The sequence below is a fragment of the Rhodanobacter sp. FW021-MT20 genome, from assembly GCF_041107475.1.
In the GTDB taxonomy this organism is placed as follows: domain Bacteria; phylum Pseudomonadota; class Gammaproteobacteria; order Xanthomonadales; family Rhodanobacteraceae; genus Rhodanobacter_A; species Rhodanobacter_A glycinis.
This window is the reverse complement of record NZ_JBGBPX010000001.1, coordinates 254,633-268,244: the sequence shown is the minus strand read 5'-3', so window position 1 is coordinate 268,244 and position 13,612 is coordinate 254,633. Positions and strand designations below refer to the sequence as shown.

At 65.7% G+C, this 13,612-nt stretch carries 15 protein-coding genes; 7 read left to right on the top strand and 8 right to left on the bottom strand.

The window, feature by feature from the left end; translation table 11 throughout:
* The first annotated feature begins 4 nt into the window (after positions 1–4).
* Entirely contained in the window at positions 5–859 is an 855-nt protein-coding gene (locus tag AB7849_RS01375; RefSeq protein WP_008213605.1) for an MBL fold metallo-hydrolase, read from the top strand.
* Positions 860–879: 20 nt separating this feature from the next.
* A complete protein-coding gene (locus AB7849_RS01370; protein WP_008213604.1) occupies positions 880–1,923 on the top strand; it encodes a TMEM43 family protein in 1,044 nt (347 codons plus the stop codon).
* Here the strand turns inward: AB7849_RS01370 and AB7849_RS01365 are convergent, their stop codons facing one another.
* From AB7849_RS01365 to cdd, 4 genes are all read right to left on the bottom strand, one after another.
* Entirely contained in the window at positions 1,924–2,499 is a 576-nt protein-coding gene (locus tag AB7849_RS01365) for an NUDIX hydrolase (RefSeq protein ID WP_008213603.1), read from the bottom strand.
* A 95-nt stretch (positions 2,500–2,594) separates the two neighbouring features.
* The gene (locus AB7849_RS01360) at positions 2,595–3,521 is read right to left on the bottom strand and encodes a 5'-3' exonuclease (RefSeq protein WP_008213601.1); all 927 of its coding nucleotides are present in this window, start codon (positions 3,519–3,521) and stop codon (positions 2,595–2,597) included.
* On the bottom strand, positions 3,509–4,078 hold the full coding sequence (locus tag AB7849_RS01355; RefSeq protein ID WP_008213599.1) for a nitroreductase family protein: 570 nt from the start codon (positions 4,076–4,078) through the stop codon (positions 3,509–3,511). Before AB7849_RS01355 ends, AB7849_RS01360 begins: the two co-directional genes overlap by 13 nt.
* A gap of 54 nt (positions 4,079–4,132) precedes the next feature.
* The gene (cdd, locus tag AB7849_RS01350) at positions 4,133–4,543 is read right to left on the bottom strand and encodes a cytidine deaminase (protein ID WP_008213598.1); all 411 of its coding nucleotides are present in this window, start codon (positions 4,541–4,543) and stop codon (positions 4,133–4,135) included.
* 186 nt (positions 4,544–4,729) lie between these two features.
* On the opposite strand from cdd, the gene AB7849_RS01345 reads away from it, so the two are divergent.
* Positions 4,730–5,830 carry an NAD(P) transhydrogenase subunit alpha gene (locus AB7849_RS01345; RefSeq protein ID WP_008213597.1) on the top strand — a complete coding sequence of 367 codons (1,101 nt, stop codon included), beginning with the start codon at positions 4,730–4,732 and terminating at the stop codon, positions 5,828–5,830.
* 102 nt (positions 5,831–5,932) lie between these two features.
* Here AB7849_RS01345 and AB7849_RS01340 read toward each other — a convergent pair whose 3' ends face one another.
* Genes AB7849_RS01340 through AB7849_RS01330 form a run of 3 tightly spaced genes read right to left on the bottom strand, consistent with a single transcriptional unit; the run spans position 5,933 to position 7,476 of the window.
* The gene (locus AB7849_RS01340) at positions 5,933–6,448 is read right to left on the bottom strand and encodes a DUF3106 domain-containing protein (RefSeq protein ID WP_008213596.1); all 516 of its coding nucleotides are present in this window, start codon (positions 6,446–6,448) and stop codon (positions 5,933–5,935) included.
* 3 nt (positions 6,449–6,451) lie between these two features.
* Positions 6,452–6,844 carry a hypothetical protein gene (locus AB7849_RS01335; RefSeq protein WP_147627834.1) on the bottom strand — a complete coding sequence of 131 codons (393 nt, stop codon included), beginning with the start codon at positions 6,842–6,844 and terminating at the stop codon, positions 6,452–6,454.
* Positions 6,841–7,476, bottom strand: a complete 636-nt coding sequence (locus tag AB7849_RS01330) for an RNA polymerase sigma factor (RefSeq protein ID WP_008207955.1) — start codon at positions 7,474–7,476, stop codon at positions 6,841–6,843. The genes AB7849_RS01335 and AB7849_RS01330 overlap by 4 nt, the downstream gene beginning before the upstream one ends.
* A gap of 186 nt (positions 7,477–7,662) precedes the next feature.
* On the opposite strand from AB7849_RS01330, the gene AB7849_RS01325 reads away from it, so the two are divergent.
* Together AB7849_RS01325 and AB7849_RS01320 are read left to right on the top strand one after the other, a co-directional pair.
* Positions 7,663–7,962 (top strand): NAD(P) transhydrogenase subunit alpha, encoded by a 300-nt coding sequence (locus tag AB7849_RS01325; protein WP_008207953.1) that lies wholly within the window; start codon positions 7,663–7,665, stop codon positions 7,960–7,962.
* Complete coding sequence (locus AB7849_RS01320; RefSeq protein WP_008207949.1) at positions 7,959–9,419, top strand: NAD(P)(+) transhydrogenase (Re/Si-specific) subunit beta; 1,461 nt, start codon at positions 7,959–7,961, stop codon at positions 9,417–9,419. Before AB7849_RS01325 ends, AB7849_RS01320 begins: the two co-directional genes overlap by 4 nt.
* 191 nt (positions 9,420–9,610) lie before the next feature.
* On the opposite strand, the gene AB7849_RS01315 is transcribed toward AB7849_RS01320, so the two are convergent.
* Positions 9,611–10,051: a hypothetical protein gene (locus AB7849_RS01315; RefSeq protein WP_037098055.1), complete on the bottom strand. Its 441-nt coding sequence runs from the start codon at positions 10,049–10,051 to the stop codon at positions 9,611–9,613.
* Between the two features lie 205 nt (positions 10,052–10,256).
* On the opposite strand from AB7849_RS01315, the gene sufT reads away from it, so the two are divergent.
* Both sufT and AB7849_RS01305 read left to right on the top strand, forming a co-directional pair.
* The gene (sufT, locus tag AB7849_RS01310; RefSeq protein WP_008207945.1) at positions 10,257–10,814 is read left to right on the top strand and encodes a putative Fe-S cluster assembly protein SufT; all 558 of its coding nucleotides are present in this window, start codon (positions 10,257–10,259) and stop codon (positions 10,812–10,814) included.
* Positions 10,815–11,338: 524 nt separating this feature from the next.
* The gene (locus tag AB7849_RS01305; protein WP_037098052.1) at positions 11,339–13,495 is read left to right on the top strand and encodes a M4 family metallopeptidase; all 2,157 of its coding nucleotides are present in this window, start codon (positions 11,339–11,341) and stop codon (positions 13,493–13,495) included.
* Positions 13,496–13,612 lie beyond the last annotated feature (117 nt).

Below are 13,612 nucleotides of genomic sequence, written 5' to 3'. Positions count from 1 at the left end.
CAGCATGGAATTCTGGTCGTTACTGGGTAACTCGCAGCAGCTCGATGGCGGTGCGATGTTCGGCAATGCGCCGAAGGCGCTGTGGTCGCGCTGGATCGCGCCGGATGCGCAGAACCGCATTCCGCTGGCCTGCCGCTGCCTGCTGGTGAAGCATCTCGACGGGCGCAACGTGCTGTTCGAGACCGGCATCGGCGCGTTCTTCGAGCCGTCGTTGCGCGAACGTTATGGCGTGGTCGAGTCGCATCACGTGCTGCTTGATTCGCTGGCCGAGGCGGGGCTGAGCCACGAAGACATCGACGTGGTGGTGCTCTCGCACCTGCACTTCGACCACGCCGGTGGCTTGCTTGCCGCGTGGGAGGAAGGGCAGGCGCCACGCCTGCTGTTCCCGAAGGCCCGTTTCGTGGTGGGCGCCGAGCATTGGCAGCGCGCATTGAAGCCACACCCGCGTGATCGCGCCTCGTTCATTCCCGAACTGCCGGCGCTGCTGGAACAGAGTGGTCGGCTGGAGCGGGTCGATGGCGCGCACTCGCGTACCCTGGGCGAGTCGGTGCGCTTCCATTTTTCCGATGGCCACACGCCGGGCCTGATGCTGGCCGAAGTCGGCGGCGTGGTGTTCTGCGCCGACCTGATCCCGGGCCGATTCTGGGTGCATTTGCCGATCACGATGGGCTACGACCGCTACCCGGAGAAGCTGATCGACGAGAAACGTGCGTTCCTCGACGACAAGCTGGCACGCGACGTGCAACTGTTTTTCACGCACGACCACGAATGTGCGCTGGCCCGGGTGCATCGCGATGAACGCGGCCGCTACGGCACCGTTGACGAACAGCGTGACCTGCGCGGGTGGCACGCCCGCTGACCACCGAAGCTGGAGATTCGATGAGCCATCGCCGCAAGCAAGCCCAGGCCCGCAAGCCGCAACTGATCCTGCTGGTGGTCGGAGCCCTGCTGGTGCTGGCAGGCGTGGCACTGGTCGCGCTCACCGAGCAGGGGCTCATCGGCTTTCGCAGCGCCGCCGAACGGCATGGCGGGCAGATTCTCGACCTTGGCAGCAACGGCCAGCCCCAAGGCGCCGACCAGGGCTACATGGTGCGGGTGAGCGGGCCGATACGCGTGGTCGAGGCGCCGCTGGACGTCCAGTTCAACCAGCAGGCGTCAACACCGGTGCTGATGCGTCACGTGGAGATGTTCCAGTGGCATGAGATACGCGCAGGCGGCCCGCCGATATACGAGCAGGACTGGGAAGATCATCCGGTCGACGCCAGCCACTTCGCTCCCGGCCACGGCAATCCCGCGCATTTTCCCCTGCAGTCGCAAGAGTTCGATGCCGGGCGAGTCAATATCGGCGCCTTCGTGTTGTCCCGGGCGATCCAGCGTGCGCTGCCCGGCAGCCAGGCGGTGGTGCCGGACATGCGTCGCCTGCCGGTCAACCTTGCTGCCAGCTTCAGCTTTCATCACGATGCGCTGGTAACCAGTTCGCGCCCGACCAGCCCGCAACTGGGCGACCTGCGGGTGAGCTGGAGCGCGGTGCCGACGGGAACGGTGACCGTGGTGGCCCGGCTCGACGGCAACCGCCTGGTGCCGGCCGCTGGTGCTGCGGACGGCAAGGGCTTCGACGTGGAAATCGGTGACCGTCCGCTGCTGGCGATCTATCCCGATTTGCCGGTGCCGCCGGAATTCGTGTGGCCGCGGCGCGTGCTGGCGCTGTTGCTGGCCATGCTCGGTGCCGGAGTGCTGTTGTATGCCAAGTCGAGGCGGATCGAGGCCGTGCTGGCAGGAGCCAGCGGTGCCGTTGCGGTCGGAGCCGTGGCTGGCGTGCTGTGGTTGGGCGATGACATGGGTACCGCCATCGCCTGGTTCGGCTTGACCGTGCTGGGCATCCTGCTGGCGGTTTGGCGATTGCGGGCGCGCAGCCTGGGTTAATTACTCGGCTTGGTCGCCAAGCCCGTGTTCCAGGAACCACAGCCCGGCGAACAGTTTCGGGTCGATGGAGTAGCCTTCGGCCGCGCGGGCGAACAGCCATGCGCCGGCTTCGTGGCGGGGCACTTCGTGCACCACGATGTTTTCGGTCTCGTCGCCGCCACCGGGGCCGACCTTGACCAGGTCGAGGGCGCGCACGAAGGCGATGTTCTCGGTGCTCATGCCTGATGACGACGGGCCGGCGTGGACGAAGGTCACACGGCCACAGCGCCAACCGGTTTCCTCTTCCAGCTCGCGTTGCGCGGCAAGCAGGACGCCTTCCTGCTCCTGCCCGGCGACGTCGCCGACCAGTCCGGCCGGCATCTCGATAGTGAACTGGCGGATCGGCACGCGGTATTGCTCGACGAACAGCACGCGATCTTCGGGCGTCACCGCCACGATGATCACCGCGCCGCCGGGATTGTTGCGTTCCACGTATTCCCAGCGACCGCGCTGGCGCAGGCTCAGCCAGCGGCCGGCGTGGAGGGTTTGCACCGGTGCGTTGGCGTCGGCGGGAATGCGGTGGTCGGTGGAGTCCATGGCGGTCCGTCAGCGTGAAAGATGCCGACCATGGTGACGCGGGCCCGGCCTGGCGACAACCGGCGGGCAAGCCGGCGTTCGCCGAGGTTGGTTGATCAGTTGTCGGCCAGTGCGCTCAGCCGGCTGCGCGTGAGTGGGCCGAAGCGCAGGCGTTCGCACAAGGCTTCAAGGGCTGCGGCATCACCGCGTTGGCGGCGCAGTGCATCCGCTTCGGCAGGCACGGGCGCATCCAGCGCAATGCGGGTGAGCCGGCGGTAGAGCCGGGCGGCTTCGCCGTGTTCGCGCAGTCGGGCGGCGCAGCTGGCAGCGCCGCGCAGGCGCAGGTAGGCGACTTCATCCACCCGGTCGAGCAGGTCGTCGAGAGTGCCGAAGTGGGAAAGCAGGGCCGCCGCGGTCTTGGCACCGACGCCGGGTACGCCGGGAATGTTGTCCACCGCATCGCCGCACAGCGCCAGGTAGTCGGCGACCTGATGCGGCATCACGCCCAGCTTTTCGTGCACGCCGGACGGGCCCCAACGCAGGTTGCGCGCGTAGTCCCATTGTTCGTCGTGCTCGCCCAGCAGCTGGCCGAAATCCTTGTCGGCCGACACGATCACGCTGGAGAGGCCGTGACCCCGCAGGCTCCACAGTGCGCTGCCGATCAGGTCGTCAGCCTCGTAGCTGTGGTCGATCAGCACCGGAATGCCGAGCGCGGCAGTGACTTCGCGGCACAGCACGAACTGGTGCTCGAGATCGGCCGGCGGCAATTCGCGGTTGGCCTTGTAGGCGGGGTAGATCGCGTTGCGGAACGAGGTGGTCAGCGAGGCGTCGAAAGCCACTGCGACATGTTCGGGGCGTGCCTTTTCCAGCAGCTCGCAGAGAAAACGCGTGAAGCCGTGCACGGCATTGACCGGGTGGCCGTCGCGGTCATGGAATTCGTCCGGCATCGAGTGCCAGGCGCGGAACACGTACAGGCTGCCGTCGACCAGGTGGGCGGCCTGGCGCGGGATGCCCGCGGTGACGTTCGCGTTCACGGCGCCCACGTGCTGAGCAGGTCGCCCAGAGCGGGGCGGTCGCGGTCGGGCACGTCGATGCGCGGCGTGCCGATATGCACGAAGCCGATCACGTGTTCGTGCGCACCCAGGCCGATGATGCGAGCGGCCTCGTCGTCGTAGGCGGCCCAGCCGGTCAGCCATTGCGCGCCATAACCCAGTGCGTGGGCACCGAGCAGCAGGTTGCAGGCGACGTTGCCGGCGCACAGTTTCTGCTCGATTTCCGGCACCGAGCTGTCCGGGTGCAGGCAGGCCACCACCACGATCACCAGCGGGGCGAAGGTGTAACGCAGGCGTTCCTTCTCCTGCTTGGATTCGGGCAGGTCCGGATCGCGTGCGATGGCGCGTTCGGCCAGTCGTTCACCGAATTGCAGCTTGGCTTCGCCACGCAGTTCGATCAGCCGGAACGGCACCAGTTTGCCGTGGTCGGACACGCGGATGGCGGCCTGCAGCAGGGCGCGCAGGGTGGTGTCGTCCGGCGCCGGTTCGCCGAGTTGGCGCGAGGGCACGGAGTGACGCTGGTTCAGCAGGTCGAGCGGAGCGGACATGGGGAACGGGCTCAGCGGGGGAACGTGCATGTTAACGCGCGGGGAAAATCGGCATCAGCCTTGCCGGGGCTCCAGCCGGAACGCGCCGGGCAGCAGGTCGGCCACCGTGGTCTGTTGCATCTTTCCGCCGAGATTGCCCAGCCAGACCGGCATGTCGGCATCGCACAGTTCGGCCAGCACCTGGCGGCAGGCGCCGCACGGCGAGACCGGTTCGGGGGTGTCGGCGGTCACCGCCAGGGCGGCGAAATCGCCCGGTTTGCAGCCGGCGGCGATGGCGCTGAACAGGGCGGTGCGTTCGGCGCAGTTGCACAGGCCATAGGCGGCATTCTCGACGTTGCAGCCGCCGAAACGGCGCCCGTCGCGAGTGAGCAGGGCGGCGCCGACCAGGAAATGCGAATAGGGAGCGTAGGCGCGTTCGCGTGCCTGGCGGGCTTCGTGCAGCAGGGTTTCGGCAGTTTCGTTCATGGGCATCCGGGTCGTCGGGGCGGTCCATCCCCGACGCGTGCCATGCAAACCGACCGGCGGTCCAGTCTACTCCCGCCACCATATTGACGGGCAAGCATCCGGCCAGCGTCGATGTCATAAGCGATGCGCTTGGTTTCTCGCCTGCGGACTTCTACGATGCATGGACACCTACGCAGGGGATGCACGATGTCGATCACCGTGGCTGCATTGCGCGAAACCGCCGCCGCCGAGCGGCGCGTGGCGATTACACCCGAGGCAGCGAAGAAGTGGCGCGGCAAGGGCGTACGCGTATTGCTGGAGCACGGTGCGGGCGAGGCCGCCGGTTTCCCTGACGCCAGCTATGTCGATGTGGAATTCGCCACGGCGGATGCGGTGCTGGCCCAGGCCGACCTGTTGGCCTGCGTGTTGCCGCCGGAAGACGCCGTGTTCGAGCGGTTGCGCGACGGTAGCGTGGTGGTCGGGCAACTGCGTCCTTACGGCGCCGACGCACGCCTCGCCGCGTTGTCTGCACGCAAGCTCACCGCCTTCGCGCTGGAGTTGCTGCCGCGTACCACCCGTGCGCAGGCGATGGATGTGCTCAGTTCGCAGGCGGCGGTTTCGGGCTACCGCGCGATGCTGATCGCCGCCGAGGCTTGCCCGAAATTCTTCCCGATGCTGACCACCGCGGCCGGCACCATTCGCCCGTCGAAAGTGCTGGTGATCGGTGCGGGCGTGGCGGGCCTGCAGGCCATCGCCACGGCGCGCCGGCTGGGCGCGCAGATCGAGGGTTATGACGTGCGCCCGGAGACACGCGAACAGGTGGAGTCGCTGGGTGCGAAATTCCTTGATCTCGGCGTCAGTGCCGCCGGTAGCGGTGGTTATGCGCGCGAGTTGTCGGCCGAGGAGCGCGCCGCCCAGCAACAGGCGCTGGCCGATCACTTGAAGTCATTCGACGTGGTGGTGTCCACCGCCGCGGTTCCCGGCCGTCCTGCGCCGAAGATTCTCAGCCAGGTGATGGTGGAAGGCATGAAGCCGGGTGCGCTGATCGTCGACATGGCCGCCGAAAGCGGTGGCAACTGCGCGCTGACCCGTCCGGGCGAGCGCGTGGTGCATGGCGGCGTGACCATCCTGGGACCGCTCAATCTGCCGGCGGGTGCGCCATTGCACGCCTCGGAAATGTATGCGCGCAACGTGCAGCATTTCGTCGAGCTGCTGGTTCACGACGATGCCTTGCAGCCGGATTTCGACGACGAACTGGTCGCGAAAAGCTGCCTGGTGCGCGCGGGCGAACGGATTTTCCAGGGCTGACGCTTGCGTCACCCGGATATCGCATCGGGTTGCGGTGTCCGGCGGGCGGATGAGGTCGGTGCGCCATTCGCGAGGTGCCGGTATCGGTTCCGGCGCCTGCGCTTACGGATGCCCCCGTCTTCCGAACGCGCGCATGCTGGGCGGCGGAATGGCACCGCCGGGTCCCATGTGGTGAACCCACTGCTTGCGCTCGGCGGGCGTCTTCGATTGCCACTGTTGCAGCAGTTGTTCGCGTTGCGAGGGCGGCAATTGGTGGAACCGTTCGAAGGCTGCGCGCAGTTGTTGCTGGCGTGCCGGCGGAAGTCGATGGAACCGGGCCATGGCCTGGCGCGTTTCGGCGCGTTGCTCGGGTGTCATGTTCTGCCAGCGGGCGATGCGCTCGCGGATCTCCTCGCGTTTCGCGGGCGGCAGGGTGACCCACTGCGTGGTCTTTTCCAATAGGTGATCCTGCCGATGCGCCGGCAGGGTGTTCCACTTGTCGCGCAGTGGCGACAGCAGATCCTGTTGCGCCGGCGTCAGGCTTTGCCACGGGTACGCCGCGGTTTGCGCGTGCAACGTGCCGGGCAGACCGAACAGCAGAGCCAGTGACAGGAGCAGGACGAGGCGAAACATGCTCATGGATCAGTGCGTATCCGTCGTCTGGGCCTTGGTGGACGCCAGCCAGCTGTAGAAATCGAGATTCTGGTACAGCTTGGGGTCGTCGTGGCCATCGAGGTCCGGCGGCAATTCGTTGCTGGCGGGCGAGCTGATGGCGGACATGGCGTCTGCCGGAGCCGACACGTTGCCGCGCTGCAGCGGCTGCCACACCATCAGTGCCGCCAGCGCCACCGCGGCCAGTGCGCCGACCGGCAGCAGCGTACGCAAGCGATGGTGCGCGGGAGCTTGTGCCGCCTGCAGGGCGGTGCGGCGCGCGGCGCGCAGGCGCCCCGCGGTGGCGGGGTCGAGTTGCCGGCTGGCTTCGTGATAAAGCGCGCGGGCGCGCTGTTCGAATGCCTTGTCGGACGCGTTGTTCATCGCCAGTCCTCCAGTTGGTCGCGCAAGCTGTGCATCGCGCGCGACAGATGGGTTTTCACGCTGCCTTCCGAGCAGCCCATGGCCTGGGCGGTTTCCGCCACGTCCAGGCCTTCCAGCACGCGCAGCATGAAAGCTTCGCGTTGGCGCTGGGGCAATTGCTTCACCGCAGCAGCCATGTCGGCCCAGGATTGGGCGTCATTCAACCGGTCCAGCGGCCCGGGGCCGGTGTCGGCCGGCTCCCAGGCAGGCAATTCGTCGCCCTCGGCATCACGACCACCGCCCAGCCAGCCGATCATGATCGAGCGCACCTTGCGGCGACGCTGCAGGTCCACCACGCGCCGGCGCAGGATGCCCCAGAACAGTGGCGCCCATTCCGCGGCGGGCTTGTCGCGGTAATGCCTGACCAAGCGCAACATGGCGTCCTGCACGGCATCCATCGCGTCCTCGCGATGGCCAAGATGCATCTCGGCCATGCGGAAGGCACGTCGCTCCACCTGGGCCAGGAAGGCGTCCAGCGTGGCGGGCGTGGCCTGTTCCTCGCGCGCCAGCAGCTCCGCCTCGCCCAATGCGGGGGCAAGACTGTTCACGGCGCTGTCTTCCGTTTCAGGCGGGGGCGCATGGTCGGGGTCCATCGGTCCGGTTTCCACGTTCAACGCGGCAGGCTCGTACAGGTTGACCCCGGGGTGTCCTGGCGGCCACCACGACCACGCCGGCCCTGATCACCCGAATTCGAATATCGAGGTGATGCCTTGGCGTTAAGCAGGCCATCGCTTGTACCGTATGATGCGGTGACAACGGCGAAATGGCAGGGGAAGCACATGCTCGACGGGTTCCTGGCGCTGTACATTTTCATGCTGGCCGCATTTACCGGCTACGAGATCATCTCGCGGGTGCCGGTGATTTTGCACACCCCGCTCATGTCCGGTTCCAATTTCGTGCATGGCATCGTGCTGGTTGGGGCGATGATAGCGCTGGGCCATGCGCAAACGCCGCTGGGCATCGGCATCGGCTTCCTCGGCGTGCTGCTGGGCGCCGGCAATGCGGCCGGTGGCTACGTGGTCACCGAGCGCATGCTGGAGATGTTCAAGTCCAGCAAGAAGCCGGGAGACAAAGCATGAGCTGGCTGCCGACGCTGATCAAGGCGTGCTATTTCCTCGCCGCCCTGCTGTTCATCCTGGGTCTGAAACGCATGAGCTCGCCACGCACCGCGCGTGGCGGCATCGTGTGGGCGGGCGTGGGCATGCTGCTGGCGGTGCTGGCCACCTTTGCGCTGCCGGGCATGCATAACCGCGGGCTGATTCTTGCCGCAGTGGTGATCGGCGTGAGCGCCGCCTGGTGGACCGGTCGACGCGTGGCGATGACTGCGATGCCGCAGATGGTGGCGCTGTACAACGGCATGGGCGGTGGCGCGGCGGCGGCAATCGGGGCGGTGGAGTTGCTGGGCTTTGCCGCCGCCGCCCATGTTTCCTTCGCGATGTCAGCGCAGGTGGGTGGCGGCGTGAGCGTCGGCGACACCTTCAGCTATCGGCAACTGCCGGACGCCGCGCCGTTGTGGCTGGCGCTGGTGGGGGCGCTGATCGGCGCGGTGTCGTTCTCCGGTTCAATGGTGGCTTTCGCCAAGCTGCAAGGCTGGATGGACAAGCGTTTCGTGTTTCCCGGCCAGCGGCTGCTCAACTTGGCGGTGCTGGTGCTTGCGGTGGCCTGCCTGGTGGCGATCGGCAACGACTTGCTGCTGCCCTGGCTGATCGCCGCGTTCTTCGTGCTGGCCCTGCTGTTCGGCCTGATGATGACCTTGCCGATCGGCGGCGCCGACATGCCGGTGGTGATCTCGCTGTACAACGCCTTCACCGGACTGGCCGTGGCCTTCGAGGGCTTCGTGCTGGGCAACGAGGCGATGATCATCGCCGGCATGGTGGTTGGCGCGGCCGGCACGTTGCTGACCCAGCTGATGGCCAAGGCGATGAACCGTTCGATCGGCAACGTGCTGTTCGGCAGCTTCGGCGCGGTCGCCGGTGGCGCCGCGCAAACCATCGAGGGCGCGCAGAAGCCGATCGAGGCCAGCGACGCGGCGGTGATGATGGCCTACGCCGAGCGCGTGGTGATCGTGCCGGGCTACGGCATGGCGGTCGCGCAGGCGCAGCACAAAGTATGGGAATTCGCCAAGTTGCTGATTTCGCGCGGTGTGAAGGTGAAGTTCGCCATCCATCCGGTGGCCGGCCGCATGCCCGGGCACATGAACGTGCTGCTGGCCGAGGCCGGCGTGCCGTATGACCTGATCGCCGACATGGACGACATCAATCCCGAATTCCCCAACACCGACGTGGCGCTGGTGATCGGCGCCAACGACGTGGTCAACCCGGTGGCCAAGACCGATCCGGCGTCGCCGATCTACGGCATGCCGATCCTCGACGTGTCGCTGGCAAAGAACGTCATCGTCATCAAGCGCGGCCGCGGCACCGGCTTCGCCGGTATCGAGAACGCGCTGTTCTATGCCGACAACACCCGCATGCTGTACGGCGACGGCCAGGCTGCCGCCGGCGAACTGGTGACACAGTTGAAGTCGGTCGACGGCTGACAACCTGTTTAAAACCTTTCCATGTGAATACACGGATGGGTAGCCGGAGTGACCTGTAGGAGCCCGCTGGCGGGCGATGCTCTTGCTTTGATGCTGTGCAGATCAAGAACAACGGCATCGCCCGCCAGCGGGCTCTACAGGCCGTTCTTCAAGGGTCGGACAAGATTTTGAACAGGCTCTGGAACCGGCGCTCAGTCTTGCGCGGGGCGTCGGGTCGGCCGTGCGCCAAGGATGGCTGCGAGCACGATGCCGGCGAAAAACCAGAGGGCCGTCCCACGGGAAAGCCCCAGCCGGGCCAGTTCCAGCAGCATGCCCACGCCGGCGGTGCGCAGCGCCTCGACCAGGCCGATGCCCATGCTGCCGGCGATCCGCGCGGCGGCGATCAGCACGCTGACGTAAATCGCCGCGAGCAGGGTGGCCGCGGCCGCCAGGGTGGCGGCGCCGAGCCGATGGCCGGGATAGACCCAGTGTCGCATCGCCGTGGCCAGCAACCAGCCGGCCGGCAACGCCAGCCAGGCGGCCACCTGGCCCAGGGAAACCGCGGCCAGCATCCACACCGCACCGGCCGCCAGACCGAGCATGGCTGCGCAGAACAAGGCAAAGATGGTGCCGGCAAGCGAGCGCAATCTCATGTCCGACGCGCGGCGGAAAACGGAGCGATGGTCATCTGGATTCCCTTGGAAAAGCAGCCATTTTAACCGGATTGGTCGATCCGGCCCTTGAGACAAAACGTCGCCGACCTGATCTGGAACAGGGCAGGCCGGGCGTGCGACCGGCATAATAGACAATCGGGCCGTCACCTCATGGCGGCCTGTCCCCAATGATCGGCAGGATGGCATGAGCGGTTTCAGTCTGAACAGCGAACCTTTCACTCTCACGCGTGATTGCACGGTGATCATGGTGCCGCAGGGCGAAAGCGTGACCCTTCCCGCAGGCCAGATCGGCTATATCACCCAGGCCCTGGGCGGCAGCTTCACGGTGTACGTGGAGGGCAACCTGTTCCGTGTGGCGGGCGATGATGCCGACGCGCTGGGCAAGGAACCGCCACCGCCGCTGGAACTGGCGGCCGATGCCAGCGATGCGGATGTGGAAAAGCTGGTGTGGGACCAGTTGCGCACCGTGTTCGACCCGGAGATTCCGATCAACGTGGTGGAGCTGGGGCTGGTCTACGACGTCAGCCTGGACCATCTCGACGATGGACAGCGCAAGGTCTACGTGAAACTCACGCTCACCGCACCCGGCTGCGGCATGGGCGACATCCTGGTGGATGACGCGCGCACCAAGCTCGAAATGGTGCCCACCATTTCCGAGGCGGACATCGACCTGGTGTTCGATCCGCCGTGGAACCATTCGATGATGTCCGACGCGGCCAAGCTCGAAACCGGCATGCTTTGAACGCGCGGCGCATGGGCACAGGAAACAGGCTTCGAATGGCGTAATTTGTTGCGTGTCGGCCCGAATTCTGGGGCCGCGCCCTCACCGCGGCGCGATCGCCCCGCAGGCCCATCAAACACGTGGTCATCTTGCGAAATGCCGCTGAATACAGCGGCATTTCTGCATTGCGATCTGTGAAGCCGTACCGGATTTCCCTCGTGACACATGGATGCATCCGTGATGCCTATCACGCGTTGGAAAAAACGAATTGTCATAAGAGATCGCAAGTAATAACGTTTTTTAATCCGCCATCTGGGAGGCTGGCGGATGATCCTTTGGCGGCGTGAGCGCCGTTTTGCAGTTACGCGTCCGCGTGCTGTTCCTGCATGGAAAGCGGGGGGGAGGAAGCCGCTTATGGGCGTAGTTGGGGATCGTCGGATAGCAGACGAATAGCGCGTCGTGCCTTGCACGACATTTCTCGCATGTGGCCGTACGGCTGCATCGGGCCCGTTTGTCCCTTCGTTTTGTCCAGGAGTTTTACTGACATGGTTAATCATCTCCGCTTGAAACTACTCGTGGCCGCCATCGGCATGGCCACCGGCACGGTCGCCACGGCCGCCACCACACAAACCCTGCGCGCCCAGAACCTGGGTGCGGTGCCGGCCAGTTCGCTGGCAACCCAGCTGAATCTTGGTCCGCAGATGTCGCTGGCGCCGCAAAGTGCGGTAGCAGTGGCGAATGGGCGCCACGTGGTGCGTCAGCAGCAGATGTATCGCGGCGTGCCGGTGTACGGTCGCAGCATCGCGGTGCTGCAGGATGCGCAGGGCAATGCCTTGCGTGCCACCGGTGAGCTGATGCAGGAATCGCAGCCCGGGCTGCTGTCGGTGGTGCCGAAGTTGAGCGCGGATCGCGCCGTGGCCGCATTGCGCGCGCATGCGCACACCATGCTGACGGGTGGTGCGACGATCGAAAACCGGAAGACCGACCTGTTCGTCTACCCGCAGGAGAATGGCCCGGCGCGCCTGGTGTATCGCGTTTCCTATTTCGTCAACGGTGCCAACCCGAGCCGGCCCACCGCCATCATCGACGCCAATACCGGCGAAGTGGTCAAGAGCTGGAATGGCCTGACCGATGCGACGGCCAATGGCCCGGGCGGCAACCAGAAAACCGGCAAATACAATTACGGCACCGACTACGCGGCGCTGGACGTGACGCAGTCCGGCAGCACCTGCTATCTGCAGAACGCCAACGTGAAGACCTACAACCTCAACCATGGCAGCAGCGGTGGCTCGGTGGTCAGTTTCATCTGCCCGACCAGCAATACCGACGCGATCAACGGTGCCTATTCGCCGGTGAACGACGCCCATCATTTCGGTGGCGTGGTGCACGACATGTACCAGTCCTACACCGGTGCGCCGCCGCTGAATATCCAGCTGCTGATGAAGGTGCATTACCAGTCCAATTACGAAAATGCATTCTGGGACGGTTCGGCGATGTACTTCGGTGACGGTGCCAGCACGTTTTATCCGCTGGTTTCGCTGGACGTGACCAGCCACGAAATCAGCCACGGTTACACCGAGCAGAACTCCGGCCTGGAATACACCGGTCAGTCCGGCGGCATGAATGAAGCCTATTCGGACATCGCCGGCGAAGCCGCCGAATACTTCGACCGCGGCTCGGCCGATTTCCTGGTCGGCGCCGACATCGTCAAGGCCAGCGCGGGTATCGGCCAGGCGCTGCGCTACATGTGCAACCCGACGCAGGATGGCGGCTCGATCGACAACGCCGCGGATTACAACTCCGGCCTGGACGTGCACTATTCCAGTGGCGTCTACAACAAGTCGTTCTGCCTGCTGGCCAAGACCAGTGGCTGGAACGTGAAGAAGGCCTTCCAGGTCTACGCGCTGGCCAACAAGGCGTATTGGACGGCCAACTCGACCTTCAACTCCGGCGCCTGTGGCGTGGAGTCGGCCGCGACCGACCTGGGTTATGACAAGAATGCGGTGATCGCGGCGTTCAACGGCGTCGGCGTGACCTGCCCGGGCAGTGGCGGTGATCCGGGCAACGGTGGCACCACGGAACTGCAGAACAACGTGGGCGTAACCGGCGTGGCCGGTGGTTCGGGTGCCGACAACGATTACTTCATCACCGTGCCGGCCGGTGCCAGCAACCTGGTGATGTCGATCTCCGGCGGCAGCGGCGACGCCGACCTGTACACCAAGTTCGGCAGTGCGCCCACCACCAGTAGTTACGATTGCCGCCCATGGAAGACCGGCAACTCGGAAAGCTGCAGCGTGCCGTCGCCGTCGGCCGGCAAGTACTACATCAAGGTGCACGGCTACTCGTCGTATTCCGGCGTGACGGTAAAGGCCAGCTACAGCACCGGCGGTGGCAGTGGCGGTGGCACCACCGACAGCGTGAGCCTGCCGACAGTGACTTCGGGCAACTGGTCGCAGACCTACACCGAGACGGTGCAGGCCGGTCACACCGTGACCTTCGCGATTTCCGGCGGCACCGGTGACGCGGATTTGTACGTGCGGGCTGGCGCGGCACCGACCACCAGCGCCTACAGCTGCCGTCCGTACAAGACCGGCAGCAACGAAAGCTGCACTTTCACGCCGTCGGCAAGCACCACCTATTACATCAAGGTGCGTGCGTACCAGACGTTCTCGGGCGTGACGTTGACCGAAACGCTGAACTGATGCCGGCCCGGAGCTGTGCCGAGTAACCGGTGCAGCTCCGCACGGCGCCAACGAAAACCCCGGCTTCGGCCGGGGTTCTTTTTGCCGGTGATGGCAGCGTCAGGGTGCCTCGCGACG